9 protein-coding genes and 5 pseudogenes are annotated in these 14,923 nt (G+C 47.3%); 9 read left to right on the forward strand and 5 right to left on the reverse strand.

What is annotated here, in order from left to right:
- The 8 genes and pseudogenes from mrdA to TZ48_RS21565 all read left to right on the forward strand — a co-directional run bounded on the left by mrdA (nucleotide 1) and on the right by TZ48_RS21565 (nucleotide 7,814).
- Entirely contained in the window at nucleotides 1-1,887 is a 1,887-nt protein-coding gene (gene mrdA / locus TZ48_RS21530) for a penicillin-binding protein 2 (RefSeq protein WP_112480654.1), read from the forward strand.
- Nucleotides 1,884-3,005 carry a rod shape-determining protein RodA gene (gene rodA / locus TZ48_RS21535; RefSeq protein WP_112480656.1) on the forward strand — a complete coding sequence of 374 codons (1,122 nt, stop codon included), beginning with the start codon at nucleotides 1,884-1,886 and terminating at the stop codon, nucleotides 3,003-3,005. Before mrdA ends, rodA begins: the two co-directional genes overlap by 4 nt.
- On the forward strand, nucleotides 3,005-3,808 hold the full coding sequence (locus tag TZ48_RS21540) for a septal ring lytic transglycosylase RlpA family protein (protein ID WP_112480657.1): 804 nt from the start codon (nucleotides 3,005-3,007) through the stop codon (nucleotides 3,806-3,808). The genes rodA and TZ48_RS21540 overlap by 1 nt, the downstream gene beginning before the upstream one ends.
- Nucleotides 3,809-3,907: 99 nt before the next feature.
- On the forward strand, nucleotides 3,908-5,086 hold the full coding sequence (locus tag TZ48_RS21545; protein ID WP_112480659.1) for a serine hydrolase: 1,179 nt from the start codon (nucleotides 3,908-3,910) through the stop codon (nucleotides 5,084-5,086).
- A 143-nt stretch (nucleotides 5,087-5,229) separates the two neighbouring features.
- Nucleotides 5,230-5,508 carry a DUF493 family protein YbeD gene (gene ybeD, locus TZ48_RS21550; RefSeq protein WP_042496698.1) on the forward strand — a complete coding sequence of 93 codons (279 nt, stop codon included), beginning with the start codon at nucleotides 5,230-5,232 and terminating at the stop codon, nucleotides 5,506-5,508.
- A gap of 175 nt (nucleotides 5,509-5,683) precedes the next feature.
- A pseudogene (gene lipB / locus TZ48_RS21555) lies at nucleotides 5,684-6,324 on the forward strand (lipoyl(octanoyl) transferase LipB).
- Between the two features lie 4 nt (nucleotides 6,325-6,328).
- Complete coding sequence (gene lipA, locus TZ48_RS21560) at nucleotides 6,329-7,294, forward strand: lipoyl synthase (RefSeq protein WP_112480661.1); 966 nt, start codon at nucleotides 6,329-6,331, stop codon at nucleotides 7,292-7,294.
- Nucleotides 7,295-7,484: 190 nt separating this feature from the next.
- Nucleotides 7,485-7,814 (forward strand): hypothetical protein, encoded by a 330-nt coding sequence (locus TZ48_RS21565; RefSeq protein WP_042496692.1) that lies wholly within the window; start codon nucleotides 7,485-7,487, stop codon nucleotides 7,812-7,814.
- An 83-nt stretch (nucleotides 7,815-7,897) separates the two neighbouring features.
- Here TZ48_RS21565 and glyA read toward each other — a convergent pair whose 3' ends face one another.
- Nucleotides 7,898-9,148 carry a serine hydroxymethyltransferase gene (gene glyA, locus TZ48_RS21570; RefSeq protein WP_042496689.1) on the reverse strand — a complete coding sequence of 417 codons (1,251 nt, stop codon included), beginning with the start codon at nucleotides 9,146-9,148 and terminating at the stop codon, nucleotides 7,898-7,900.
- Between the two features lie 476 nt (nucleotides 9,149-9,624).
- On the opposite strand from glyA, the pseudogene TZ48_RS21575 reads away from it, so the two are divergent.
- Nucleotides 9,625-10,094: pseudogene (locus TZ48_RS21575) on the forward strand (YitT family protein).
- 70 nt (nucleotides 10,095-10,164) lie between these two features.
- Here the strand turns inward: TZ48_RS21575 and treC are convergent.
- From treC to TZ48_RS21595, 4 genes and pseudogenes are all read right to left on the reverse strand, one after another.
- Nucleotides 10,165-11,845: pseudogene (gene treC, locus TZ48_RS21580) on the reverse strand (alpha,alpha-phosphotrehalase).
- Between the two features lie 80 nt (nucleotides 11,846-11,925).
- Nucleotides 11,926-13,349: pseudogene (gene treB / locus TZ48_RS21585) on the reverse strand (PTS trehalose transporter subunit IIBC).
- Nucleotides 13,350-13,588: 239 nt separating this feature from the next.
- A pseudogene (treR, locus tag TZ48_RS21590) lies at nucleotides 13,589-14,532 on the reverse strand (trehalose operon repressor TreR).
- 15 nt (nucleotides 14,533-14,547) lie between these two features.
- Complete coding sequence (locus TZ48_RS21595; RefSeq protein WP_112480663.1) at nucleotides 14,548-14,916, reverse strand: MliC family protein; 369 nt, start codon at nucleotides 14,914-14,916, stop codon at nucleotides 14,548-14,550.
- Nucleotides 14,917-14,923 lie beyond the last annotated feature (7 nt).

Below are 14,923 nucleotides of genomic sequence, written 5' to 3' on the forward strand. Positions count from 1 at the left end.
ATGAAACGTAAACGCAGCCAGATACGGGACCATCAGGCCGAGGCGCGACTCTTCAAAAGTCGCGCCATTGTGGCGTTTGTTGGTATCGTTGTGATGATGTTGGTGCTCGTCGCTAACCTCTACAACATCCAGATCAACCAGTATCAAGACTACAAGACCCGCTCGAACGATAACCGCATTAAGGTGGTGCCGATCGCGCCAAACCGCGGACTTATCTACGACCGTAACGGTATCTTGCTTGCTGAGAACCGCCCTGTCTTCAACTTGGAAGTCACTCCAGAGAAAGTCAAAGACATGGATGCGACCATCCAAGCGCTGCGGCAATATCTAGAGATCTCTCCTGAGCGAGAAGAAGCCTTCAATCGCGATCGCAAGCGCACACGTCGCTTCAAGTCGATCCCGCTTCTGACCCAATTAACTGAAGACCAAGTCGCGATCTTTTCCGTCCATCAGCATAAGTTCCCGGGCGTTGAGATTGCTGCGAACCTAAAACGCTTCTATCCATACGGTGATGTGCTTACTCACGTGATTGGTTATGTGTCCCGCATTAATGACCGAGACATGCGCCGCCTGATCCGTGAAGAGAAAGACGCCAATTATCAAGCGACTCGTGATATTGGTAAGCTCGGTATTGAGCGCTACTACGAAGATATTTTGCACGGCACCGCTGGCTATCAAGAAGTAGAAGTGAACAGTCGCGGCCGCGTATTAAGAACCCTCAAATTCGTGCCACCAGTCCCAGGCAAAGACATCGTTCTTAACCTGGATATCACGCTTCAGCTTAAAGTTCACAAGCTGCTCGATGGCAGACGTGGCTCAGCGATCATTCTTGATCCTAGTGACAACGGTGTCTTAGCGATGGTATCTAGCCCAAGCTACGACCCGAATGCCTTTGTGAACGGGATCTCCGGTAAAGGCTATCGCGCGCTATTAGAAGACAAAAACCGTCCACTAGTAAACCGCGCGACTTTGGGTATCTATCCACCCGCTTCGACGGTGAAGCCGTTTATCGCGGTTGGCGCACTTCAAGAAGGCGTCATTACCACCAAGACCACACGTAATGACCCGGGGTACTGGCGTATTCCAAACTCTAAGACGCGCCCATTCCGTGACTGGTTGCGTTGGGGACATGGTAAGGTTGATATTGTCAAAGCGATTGAAGAGTCAGTGGATACTTTCTACTACCAAATTGCTTACGATATGGGCATCGACCGCCTATCTAAATGGATGATGATGTTTGGTTTCGGCGATTATACTGGCATTGATATCTTTGAAGAGAGCAAAGCCAATATGCCAACTCGCGAATGGAAGATGGCACGACACCGCACGCCATGGTATCAAGGCGATACCATCCCTGTCGGTATCGGTCAGGGTTATTGGACAGCAACGCCGATGCAGATAGCGAAAGCGACCTCCGTTCTCGTCAATCGCGGTGAAGTTCTCTCCCCTCACCTGCTGCGTGCAACCATCAACAATGGCGACAGCTTTGACCATCAAACCTTGAGTGAAGTTGACTCAAGACCACCCATCACTGGTGTACAAGAGCGCTACTGGGACATTGCGTTAGAAGGTATGCGACGTGTGAATCACGGCGTTAAAGGTACCGCTCGACGTGCCTTCACCAATATGCCTTATCAAAGCGGTGGTAAATCAGGAACCGCGCAGGTATTTAGCTTGGCAGAAGACGAAGAGTATAATGCTGAAGAGCTCGCTGAACACCTCAAAGACCACGCATTGTTTACCGGCTTTGCACCGTTTGAGAATCCTAAGGTCGTGGTTACTGTCGTTCTTGAGAACGCCGGTGGTGGTTCTAGCAACGGTGCGCCAGTCGCTCGACAACTGTTCGACTTGGCATTGGCAGAAAAGGAAGAGAGTGAAGAAGAATGAGATTTGATCCTTCCACCGGTCAAAGCCGAGTAATGTTTGAGCGCTTCCACATTGACTTGCCTTTGGTGCTGGGAATTCTGGCGCTTATGGGGTTTGGTCTTGTGGTGATGTACAGCGCCAGCGGCCAAAGTATGGCAATGATGGACAGACAAGCGATGCGTATGGTGCTTGCTCTTGTGGTAATGGTTGTTCTGGCTCAACTATCGCCAAGAACCTACGAGACCTTGGCTCCCTTGATGTTCTTTGCGGGCGTCATGCTGCTATTTGGCGTGTTATTCTTTGGTGAAGCATCTAAAGGTGCACAACGCTGGCTAAATCTGGGCTTTGTGCGCTTTCAGCCCTCCGAACTTCTCAAGTTGGCGGTACCGCTGATGGTGGCGCGATATATTGGTAAACGTTCACTACCCATCACGTTTCAGACCTTGCTCATCTCGCTAGTGATGGTGTTCGTACCGACAATATTAATCGCTAAGCAGCCAGACCTTGGTACTTCCATTTTGATTGCCGCCTCGGGGATTTTCGTTATCTTTTTAGCCGGCATTAGTTGGAAAATTATCTTTGGTGCCGTGGTCGCACTAAGTGCATTTATTCCTGTACTTTGGTTCTTCTTGATGCGTGAGTATCAAAAAGTGCGCGTACGTACCTTGTTTGACCCCGAGTCGGATCCTCTGGGCGCGGGCTATCACATCATTCAAAGTAAAATTGCTATCGGTTCTGGGGGAATTACCGGTAAAGGTTGGATGCAAGGCACCCAATCACAGCTCGAGTTCTTGCCTGAGCGTCACACCGACTTCATCTTTGCCGTTATCGCAGAAGAATGGGGAATGATTGGCATTCTACTGCTACTTACTCTCTACCTATTCATCATCGGGCGAGGCTTATATCTCGCTAGTTCCGCTCAAACTGCATTTGGTCGAATGATGGCCGGCAGTATCGTTCTGAGCTTCTTCGTTTATGTTTTTGTAAATATTGGTATGGTGAGCGGTATATTACCGGTAGTTGGTGTACCATTGCCGCTTGTCAGCTACGGTGGCACCTCCATGGTGACCCTAATGGCTGGATTTGGCATTCTAATGTCCATTCATACACACAGAAAAGCATTCTCAAAGGCAACCTAATGAACAAATGGAATGACATACTGCGCCAGCGCCTTTCTTGGCTTGGTTTAGCCTTAGGGCTGACCTTACTAGCTGGATGCTCGTCGTCCTCAGACAGTCGCTATGATCTGAAAGACGATGTGGCGCCTAACGCGCCTATTTCTGTCGATCATATTGAAGGCGCGGTGCCAAAATATGAACCATACAGTCTCGGAGGCAATAAGAGTTACCGTCTGCGCGGCAAAAGCTACACAGTGATTAAAGACCCTGCAGGTTTCAAAGAGCGTGGCGAAGCATCTTGGTACGGCAAAAAGTTCCATGGACACTTAACCTCGAATGGCGAAGTGTACGACATGTACTCAATGTCGGCGGCGCATAAAACTTTGCCTCTGCCGAGCTATGTCAAAGTGAAAAATCTTGATAACGGAAAAGAGACGATTGTTCGCGTTAATGACCGAGGCCCTTTTCATGACGGCCGTATTATCGACCTAAGTTATGCCGCTGCAAACAAGCTAGATGTGATTAAAACGGGGACGGCTAACGTTGAAATTGAAGTGATTATCGTCGAAAAGCCGTCCAGCCAACATGAGCTGAGCAAGCACCCGGAGTACACGATTCAAGTCGCTGCCTCACCGCATAAAGATCGCATCGACAACTTGTCCAAGCAACTGAGCGAAAAACTATCGGTTGACACCTTTCTTACCCCGGTAAACAAAAATTATCGACTAATGCTTGGCCCATTTAAAGATTACAAGCAAACCCAAGACGTGCTGGAGCAGGTGCAAAAGATTGGCTACCCCTCAGCTTTCGTCAAAAAACTGTAAACATCATTGACATAAATAACCGTTGTTACTTAGTGTAAGCTATCTAGTTTGCAGGCAACATTCTGTTACTATACGAACTATTACTCAAACGCATTCGAAATGAATAAGAATAAATCTTCTATGAAATTTGTAACCACTATTGCTCTTTCCGCAACTTTGGCAGCGACTTCTGCCTCTGCGGCACCTGTTGTCATGCCTGATGCACCTCAAATCGCAGCCAAAGGCTTCGTTTTGATGGACTACAACTCTGGTAAGGTTCTCGCTGAGAAAGAAATGAATACTCAGCTTCACCCAGCCAGTTTGACTAAAATGATGACCAGCTATGTGATCGGTCAAGAGCTAAAGCGTGGCAATATCGCACCACAAGACGAAGTGACCATCAGCAAGAATGCGTGGGCAAAAAACTTCCCTGATTCATCAAAAATGTTCATTGAAGTCGGCACTAAGGTCACCGTTGATGAGCTAAATAAAGGCATCATCATTCAATCGGGCAACGATGCTTGTGTGGCGATGGCTGAGCACATTGCAGGCTCAGAAGATGCGTTCGTTGACCTTATGAATGCCTGGGCGAAGTCTATTGGCATGACCAACTCGCACTTCGCTAACGTTCACGGTCTAGACAACCCGAACCTGTACTCAACGCCTTACGACATGGCACTATTAGGTCGCGCACTTATCAAAGACGTGCCAGATGAGTACCGTATCTACTCTGAGAAGAAATTTACCTACAACGGCATCACCCAATACAACCGTAACGGTCTGCTTTGGGATAAGAGCATGAACGTTGATGGCATCAAAACTGGCCACACGAGCAAAGCAGGTTACAGCCTAGTGAGCTCTGCGACTGAGGGTAAGATGCGCCTTGTCGCGGTTGTGATGGGCACGAAGAGCGCTAACGCTCGTAAATCAGAAAGCAAAAAGCTACTGAGCTACGGCTTCCGCTTCTTCGAAACGGTGAACCCACACAAAGCTGACGAAACCTTCGTTGAAGAGAAAGTGTGGATGGGTGACAAAGACGCAGTCGCACTTGGTGTGGATCAAGACACGTATGTCACACTGCCACGCGGCCAAGCGAAAAACCTAAAAGCAAGCTTCGTACTTGAAAAACAGCTAGAAGCACCAATATCTAAGGGCGATGTCGTTGGTAAGCTATACTATCAACTAGAAGGCGAAGACGTTGCTGAATATCCGCTGCTTGCTCTTGAAGATGTTCAAGAAGGTAGCCTGTTCAGTCGCTTGTGGGATTACATCGTATTACTTTTCAAGAGCTTTTTCTAAGCCTTAGCGTTTAACGCGAAAGTAATCGAGTCATCGTAAAGCCGCTTTAAGCGGCTTTACTTTTTCATTGGCTTGAGATCGTCCACGTAAGGCATTACTATTCGCACCGTTATAAAGAATTGGTATTTTTTGGAGTCCCTATTATGTTGACCATCAACTCTGATGCAAAACTCAAAGACCTACTCGAGTTCCCTTGCTCGTTTACCTTCAAAGTGATGGGTTACGCTAAACCAGAGCTTCCTGAAAAAGTGTTGGAAGTGATCCAACGCCACGCGCCTGGGGACTACAGCCCAACCATCAAACCTAGTGCCAAAGGCAACTACCACGCTGTATCGATTAACATTACAGCGACCTCAATCGAGCAGGTAGAAACCCTTTACAAAGAACTTGGTGATATCGACATCGTTCGCATGGTTCTGTAAAAATTTGAAACTTTAAATTTTTTTTGAAAGCAGCTTCGGCTGCTTTCTTTTTATTTATCAACGAGATAAAAGTACTTCATCATACATTGGTTAAGAATTCGTTATTTATTGGTAGTTCAAAACCATCAACATGTTTATAATGCGAATACTTTATTAAGTGGCAGCGAGGTGACTGGTGGAAAATCAGCTAGTTGTAAGGAAGCTTGGGCGAAAAGACTACGAACCTGTCTGGAAAGCCATGCATGATTTCACTGACAATCGAACAGACGACACACGCGACGAAGTGTGGTTAGTGGAACACAACCCGGTCTTTACTCAAGGACAAGCAGGTAAAGAAGAGCACCTACTCAACACTGGTGATATTCCCGTCATTCAAAGCGATCGCGGCGGTCAGGTGACCTATCATGGTCCCGGCCAGCTCGTGGCCTACTTTCTTATCAATCTGCGTCGTAAAAAGCTTGGCGTTCGCGAGCTGGTTACGCACATCGAAAACCTCGTTATCAAGACACTTAACGCGTATGATATTGAGTCAGCGGCACGACCGGATGCCCCTGGAGTGTATGTCGATGGTAAAAAAGTCTGTTCGCTCGGTCTGCGCATCCGCAAAGGCTGCTCATTCCACGGACTGGCGCTAAATATTAATATGGATCTCTCCCCTTTCCTTCGTATCAACCCTTGCGGCTATGCAGGGATGGAAATGGTTCAAGTGAGCCAACTGGGTGGTCCAAAAGAGGTCTCGATTGTCGAAGACAAATGATCAAAGCACTATTAGAAATACTTGATTACGAGCAAGTAGAATTCAGCGAAGAAGCATAAGACGATGAGCAAACCTATCCAAATGGAAAAAGGCGTCAAGTACCGTGACGCTGACAAGATGGCACTGATTCCTGTAAAGAACATGCCTACCGAGCAAAAAGAAATCCTTCGTAAGCCTGAATGGATGAAGATCAAGCTGCCAGCGGACAGCCAGCGTATTCAAGACATCAAGTCTGCAATGCGTAAAAACGACCTTCACTCGGTATGTGAAGAAGCCTCATGCCCTAACTTGGCTGAGTGTTTCAACCACGGTACGGCAACCTTTATGATCCTAGGTGCTATCTGTACTCGTCGTTGCCCTTTCTGCGATGTGGCTCATGGCCGTCCAAATGCGCCTGAAGCGGGTGAGCCACAAAAGCTTGCTCAAACAATCAAAGATATGAAGCTTAAGTACGTGGTGGTGACCTCTGTTGATCGTGACGACCTACGTGATGGCGGCGCTCAGCACTTTGCAGACTGTAACCGCGAAATCCGCGCACTTAACCCAGAGATCCGCATCGAGACCTTGGTGCCGGACTTTCGTGGTCGTATGGATGTAGCGCTTGAAGCACTAAAAGATAACCCGCCAGATGTGTTCAACCACAACCTAGAGACCGCGCCTCGCTTGTATCGTAAAGCGCGTCCAGGTGCGAACTACAAATGGTCACTGCAACTACTTCAGAAGTTCAAAGAAATGCACCCTGACGTACCGACCAAGTCTGGCTTGATGATGGGTCTAGGAGAAACCAAAGAAGAGATTATTGAAGTACTTAAAGATCTTCGAGCTCACGGCGTTACCATGCTAACTCTTGGTCAATACCTAGCTCCAAGTCGTCATCACTTGCCGGTAGAGCGTTATGTGCCGCCATCAGAGTTTGATGAGCTAAAAGAGATTGCCCTTGAGCTTGGCTTTACCCATGCAGCCTGTGGTCCATTTGTTCGCTCGTCTTACCATGCAGACTTGCAAGCAAAAGGCGAAGAAGTGAAATAGCTTTATCTTCTTGAAGGAACATTGCTTCTTTGAAGTAATATCGCCTTTTTCGGAACAAGAGACACGGGTTCGCTGTTGAAGCAATCCGTGTTTTTTTGAGAAAAATAGGCAACATGACAATCTCATACTCGCATTTTTGCTATTTTTAAGTAGGCTTAAAGAAAAAGTTTCACCCAATCAAGGATGTAGCATGAAGTTATTGAAAATTGGCTTGCCGATTCTAGCGGCAACAGTGATCGCAGGCTGTGCGCAAAACACTCAGCAAGACAACTATTTAGAAGCGTCATTCGAGCTATGTAACACTGAAGTGAACCTATACTCGGTCAGCGACGATGGTCGCGTTCGTATCGTTTGTAAGGATGGTGCTAAGTTCGCCCTTAACAGCGAAAAGACATTAGATATCATGCGTGATATCAACATTGATTACTGTAATGGCGAAGGCTTGGGTCAGTTTAGTGAGAGTCGCAAGTACTACTCATTCCGATGCAAGTCGGGCACGTTGCTTAATATCAATAAGTAATACTCCCTTCGACCTTCAAATTTCAAGCACTAAAAAAGCGAGCATTTAGCTCGCTTTTTTCATTGCGTTTCGGCAATAGAGAATTACGCGTAAACAGGAAGGCGCTTACAGATCTCTAGTACTTTCGCTTTCGTGGCTTCGATGACTGATGCATCGTTGATGTTGTCTAGAACGTCACACATCCAGTTAGCAAGCTCAGTCGCATCCGCTTCAGTGAAGCCACGGCGAGTGATCGCAGGTGAACCAACACGGATACCAGACGTTACGAATGGGCTACGTGGGTCATTTGGTACTGAGTTTTTGTTCACAGTGATGTTTGCCGCGCCTAGCGCTGCATCTGCTTCTTTACCAGTGATGTCTTTGTCGATTAGGTCAACAAGGAACAGGTGGTTTTCAGTGCCGTTAGAGACGATCTTGTAACCGCGCTCTTGGAACTGTGCAACCATCGCTTTTGCATTCTTAACAACGCGCGCTTGGTACTCTTTGAACTCTGGCTCCATCGCCTCTTTGAACGCCACTGCTTTACCAGCGATAACGTGCATTAGAGGACCACCTTGACCACCAGGGAATACCGCAGAGTTCAGTTTCTTGTACATGTCTTCACCTGCATTAGACAGGATAAGACCACCGCGAGGACCTGCTAGAGTCTTGTGCGTTGTTGTTGTTACCACGTGAGCGTGTGGCACTGGCGTTGGGTAAACACCGGCAGCGATAAGACCCGCTACGTGCGCCATATCAACGAATAGGTAAGCGTCAACCTTGTCTGCGATCTCACGCATGCGAGCCCAGTCTACGATCTGGCTGTATGCAGAGAAACCACCGATGATCATCTTAGGCTTGTGCTCAACAGCAAGCTGTTCCATCTCGTCGTAGTTGATTTGGCCCGCTTCGTCGATACCGTAAGGGATAACGTTGTAGTGCTTACCAGAGAAGTTTACTGGTGAACCGTGAGTCAGGTGACCACCGTGCGCTAGGCTCATACCTAGAACTGTGTCGCCTGGGTTAAGTAGCGCCATGTATACTGCGCTGTTCGCTTGAGAACCAGAGTGCGGCTGAACGTTCGCGTACTCACAACCAAATAGCTCACAAGCACGATCAATCGCTAGTGCTTCCGCTTTATCAACATACTCACAACCACCGTAGTAGCGCTTGCCTGGGTAGCCTTCAGCATATTTGTTGGTTAGCTGAGAGCCTTGCGCTTCCATTACGCGAGGGCTGGTGTAGTTTTCCGAAGCGATAAGCTCGATGTGCTCTTCTTGACGTAGTGTCTCTTCTTGAATTGCTGCAAATAGCTCCGCATCGTAATCAGCGATGTTCATATCACGCTTAAGCATCTGTATCTCCTGACTCAGATTGTTCTGAAAGTTTCAAAAAAACCACACAATGACCAAAAGCAAACGTTTTCGTCACCACATTTGATGACTCGCATGATACATAATTTGATCTAGGTCATAAAGAGAAAATTGGAAATTTCTCATGCAGTTTTTTCATAGTGAACCTTAGGCTTCATCATATACGCCGATAAATCGGCACTATCACGGGCGCTAAGTGTCAATAATTCCATTTACACAGTGTAAAAATTGAATTACATAGGTTTACCGTAAATTTCCCCTTCAAGCTACCGAAAACATCAACTTTTCAATAATATTGCGCCGTTTATTGATTAGAAGAATTTTAAGTTGATGCAAAAACACTCACGTAAAGAAGACTGGATAGCGATTCTCACTGGCACCTTTATCGTCGCTCAGGGGATATTCTTTCTTCAGTCGCTCAACTGTTAACTGGCGGTACTACAGGTCTCGCCCTTCTTATGAGCCAGTTTGTACCGATTTCTTTCGGTACGCTTTATTTCGCCCTAAACAGCCCGTTTTACCTACTTGCTTGGAAACGCTTTGGTAAACGCTTTGCTGCCAGCAGCGCCATCTCTGGTGCCTTAGTGTCTATTATTACGGACAACATGCATCGAGTGGTCACGCTGGATAACGTCAATACCATCTACTGCGCAATTGCCGGTGGCTTATTGATGGGATTGGGTATGCTGATTCTCTTCAGACACCGTTCAACCTAGGTGGCTTTAATGTGCTATGTCTGTTTATTCAGGACAAGTTTGGAATTTCGGTCGGTAAAACGCAGATGGCGATTGATTGCGCCATTCTTATTGCATCATTCTTCTTTGTGTCGCCGTCGATTATCGCAATTTCGATTCTTGGTGCGGTGATGTTGAATTTGGTGTTGGCGATGAATCATAAGCCGACGAGGTATGTGGTGACTTATGGGTGAGGTGGGGTTACTCGCTTTGCTCATTTACCCCTCCTGCCGGCAGGAGGGGTAAAGCTCTAGCTCTTTACTCTTAGTTTATATCCAACAAAAGCGCCAACGTCTCATAAGGCCTCAAAACCACCTCACCTACCAACTCAACCTCACCAACAACCCCATAGTTACTCAACACAGCACGACTCACCAAACCATCAAACTGCTCTGGCAACTCCACGCGAGTCTCCTCACCATAATAGTTGTTCAAACACACCAGCATCGCCTCCTCACTCTCACGCAAGTAACCATGAACCTGAGAGTGCTCTGGGAACAAATCCACATAGCTACCGTCAGTAATCACCGCTAACTGCTTACGAAGCGCGATAAGCTCTTGATAGAAGTAGAATACCGAATGCTCATCTTCAACCGCTGCCTCAGCGTTGATCTGAGGATAGTTTTCAGCAACTCCAATCCAAGGTGTACCTTGGGTAAAGCCAGCGTGTTTGCTGTCGTTCCACTGCATCGGGGTGCGAGAGTTATCACGAGATTTCTGCCTCAGAATAGCCATCATATCGTCATGAGAGGTATCGCCCTGTTCCACCATCAGCTGATACATATTAAGGCTTTCGACATCCCGATACTGACTCATCTCGGTGAAACCTGGGTTGGTCATGCCGATCTCTTCACCTTGGTATATGTAAGGCGTGCCTTGCATTAGATGAACAGACGCTGCCAACATTTTTGCTGACTCGGTTCGATATTGCTGATCATTACCAAGACGACTGACTACGCGAGGTTGGTCGTGGTTACACCAGAATAGCGCCCCCACCTTGACCATTTAGTCCTGTTTGCCAGTGGTTGAAAATCTGTTTTAGCTGCAGGAAGTCAAAATCTGCCTTCGTCCACTTGTCACCATTGGGGTAATCCACTTTTAGGTGGTGGAAATTGAATACCATCGAAAGCTCTTTACCATCCAATGAGCTGTACTGCTGGCAATGCTCTAGCGTCGTAGACGACATTTCACCAACGGTTACCGAGCCGTACTTCTGGAATACTGCTTCGCTGATTTCCTGTAAATACTCATGAACGCGCGGACCATCGGTGTAAAAACGGCGGCCATCACCAATATCATCATCAGCAAAGTCTTGCTGTTTTGAGATAAGGTTGATCACATCCAGCCTAAAGCCATCCACCCCTTTCTGTGCCCAGAACTCGATGACCTGTTTTACTTCTTCGCGAACTTTTGGGTTTTCCCAGTTCAGATCAGCCTGCTCTTTTGCAAATAGGTGCAGATAGTATTCATCGGTGGCCTCGTCTAATGCCCATGCTGAGCCACCAAACTTTGACTGCCAGTTGTTAGGTAGCTTGCCTTCGTTAGGTTTCCAGATGTAGTAGTCGCGGTACGGGCTTTGTTTATCCCCTAGTGCCGACTGGAACCACTGATGTTCGGTTGAGGTGTGGTTCACCACAATATCCATAATGATGCGAATACCTTTCTGATGGGCAGCCGCGAGCAGCTCATCAAAGTCTTGCATGGTGCCAAAGTCAGGGTTGATGGCATAGTAGTCGGAGATGTCGTAACCGTTATCTATCATTGGTGAGGCATACACTGGAGTCAACCAGATGGCATCGACACCTAACTTCGCTAAGTAATCAAGCTTCGAGGTAATTCCTTTGATGTCCCCCATCCCTTTATCACCGCTATCGCAAAAACTCTTTGGATAGATTTGATAAATCGTGGCTGTTTTCCACCAGTCTTTTTGAGCAGTTTGACTCATAGGTTTAATCTCACTTACCAATTTGGAAATTCGTCAAAATAAAAAGCAAAGAAGTGGCTCAAGATGAGCCACTAATGGGGTTACGCGCTCGCAAGCTCTAGCTCGCCTTTTGATTGAGCACGTTTGTACAGGAACAAAGTAAGCATAATCGGCACGGCCATCGCGACTAACATCGCCATGAGATACACCATCCAGTATTGAGGCTGAATCGATAGGATGCCCGGTAGACCACCCACACCGATACCGTTCGCCATCACGCCAGCGCTACCACAGATAGCGGCTGCAATCGCGCTACCAATCATTGCGCTGAGCATTGGGAACTTGTATTTGAGGTTAATACCGTACATAGCTGCTCAGTGACGCCTAAGTAAGCTGAGATAGCCGCAGGAACTGAGATATCACGCTCACCCTCACGCTTACTAATAATGATGATGCCAACAACCGCAGATGCTTGAGCGATGTTAGACAGTGCAATTAGAGGCCAGATTGGCGTGCCGCCTAGGTCTTGCATAAGCTGAAGGTCAACCGCATTGGTTGTGTGGTGGATACCAGTAATCACCAATGGTGCGTACAAGAAGCCAAACACCATAGAACCCAGTACTGCAAAATCACCCGTCATCGCCGCTTTTGCCGCAAATGCAACGCCATCACCTAGCACGCGACCAAAAGGACCGATGAAAGCGTGAGCAAGAATGACCGACAGAATGATTGAAACGAATGGCACCACAACCAGATACAGGTAGCTTGGGACAATACGCTTTAGATTGGTTTCAATAAGCGCTAATGCCACACCCGCGAGCATCGCCGGGATCACCTGAGCCTGATAGCCCACCTTCTCAATCACAAACAATCCAAAGTCCCAAACCTCTGGCACTTCTTTACCAATGAGATAGGCATTCATCAGCTGAGGCGATACCAAGGTCACACCCAACGTGATACCAAGAATTGGCGTACCACCCAGTTTTTTCACCGTAGACCAACACACACCAACCGGTAGGAAGAAGAAGATTGCTTCACCAATTAGCCACAAGAACGAGTGTACGGTTGCCCAGAACTGGCTGATTTCTACTAAGGTTTTGCCATCGAACATGCGGATGTCGCCGATAACGTTGCGGAAACCAAGAATCAAACCACCCGTGATAATCGCCGGCAAAAGGGGAACAAAAATTTCGGCTAAGTGCGAAATACCACGCTCTAGAAAGTTCATGTTCTGACGAGCAGCCAACTTGGCATCGTCTTTAGACGCCGCTTTCTTGCCTGCTGAGTCAATCAACATCTTATAGACTTCGTCGACTTCAGTACCAATCACCACTTGGAACTGACCGGCATTAGTAAAGCAGCCTTTAACAATCTTGAGGCTTTCTAGTGCCGACTTATCGGCTTTATCGGTATCGTTAAGAACGAATCTTAAGCGAGTTAAACAGTGGCTAACACTGGCAATGTTGTCAGCGCCGCCAACACCGTCGATGATCGCTGCAATGTCTTGCTGGGCTATTTTGCTCATCGTTTGTACACCTTTTACTGATATAGAGACGTAGGGTTAAGACGTCTAGGTCCATTTGTCTCGTTGTATTAATAATATCGCAACACGCGAATGGGAACATTCCCAAAAGTTGCGTAAAGTGTGCCACGGAATGATTCAAACAAAAATGGGAACAATCCCATTAATTGAGTGTGATCACAATAATTGTTGATAAATGCGCCAAGTTGATTAAGGGAACTGCTAAGAAAAAGAAGCCGTGATTACACCGCTTCTTGCGTGAGGTGAGAGATAGTTTTATTACCAGTAAGCTGACTGATCAATAGGTTAGCTGCTTTTTCTCCCGCTTGCTGATAGCCAGGATCAATGCTGTAGATATTCGGGAACAGGAAAGATAACAGTTCATTACCACCAACGCCCGTCACCACAATATCTTCTCGGCCAAGCTCTTGTAAGCGTTTGATCGTGCCAAGCGCTAAGGTATCGCTGGCACACACGATCGCTTGAAGTGAGTCCGTCACTACCTCATCAACAAGCTGGTAGGCACTCTCATGATGAAGTTCACCGGTACGATACTCGGCATGCTGATCATTATCATCACACCACTTTTGAAATGCATTGAGGCGAGCCAAGCCCGTGGTTTTATCCCTAGGATCCACACCAATGTAAGCAAGCTGATTGACGCCTTGTGCCTGCAGTTTATTCAAAACCGCTCGGATTAATCCGTGATTGTCGTAGTTGATAGAAGAAACTTGATCGGTATCCATAGCGATGACGACAACCTTCTCCTGCCACTGAGACACTTTGTCGATATCAAGCTCAGTAAAACCGAACACAATGACACCTTCAACGTTGCGTTTACGCAGTACGCTCAGGTGTTCGTTGGTTTTCTCGGGATCGAACTGACTCTCCATGATCACCACATCGTAACCTGCCGAGTAAAGCACATTAAGCATGCTGCTCACCGCTTTGTTCTCAGAAGGCGAGTCGAGACGAGAGATAATGACACCAATGACCTTTTGCACGCCACCCCACGCATCGATTGCGCCGACTTGGAGGGCACATAGCCATGCTCTGCAATCACACGCTCCACTTTCTCGCGGGTTTCGGGTTTTACTTTAGGATCGTTAGTCAGCACTCGAGAGACGGTAGATTTACCGACTCCCGACAGCTTGGCAATATCAAGTATGGTGAGTTTTTTGCTCATGGGTGTCTAAAAGGTTCAATATCCGTTTTTTGGTACGCTTCGCGTAGTCATCATGCAGCTTTTATCGGTTTCACCGGCAATGGTAAGCATACCTTCTCTGCCTTTACTAAACAGCTCAACCTCAGACTCAGCTTGCGACTGGCCATCGAGAGAGTATTTGGTACCAGATGCAGAAGGGACACGATGCAGATGATACTCTTCGCCATCAATGAGTAGCAGAACCTGCTCGCTCGATAACTGGGTTACCTGAAAGCTCTGGTTATCGCACTGATACTGAAGAACATGATACGGGGTTTGCGGCGCTGCCCGCTCCGAGCTACTGCACGCTGTCAAACCACCCGCCATCAACGCGGCAACCAATCCGTATTTAACGTAAGTATTCATAATGACT

This window comes from Vibrio variabilis (assembly GCF_003263785.1).
GTDB lineage: Bacteria > Pseudomonadota > Gammaproteobacteria > Enterobacterales > Vibrionaceae > Vibrio > Vibrio variabilis.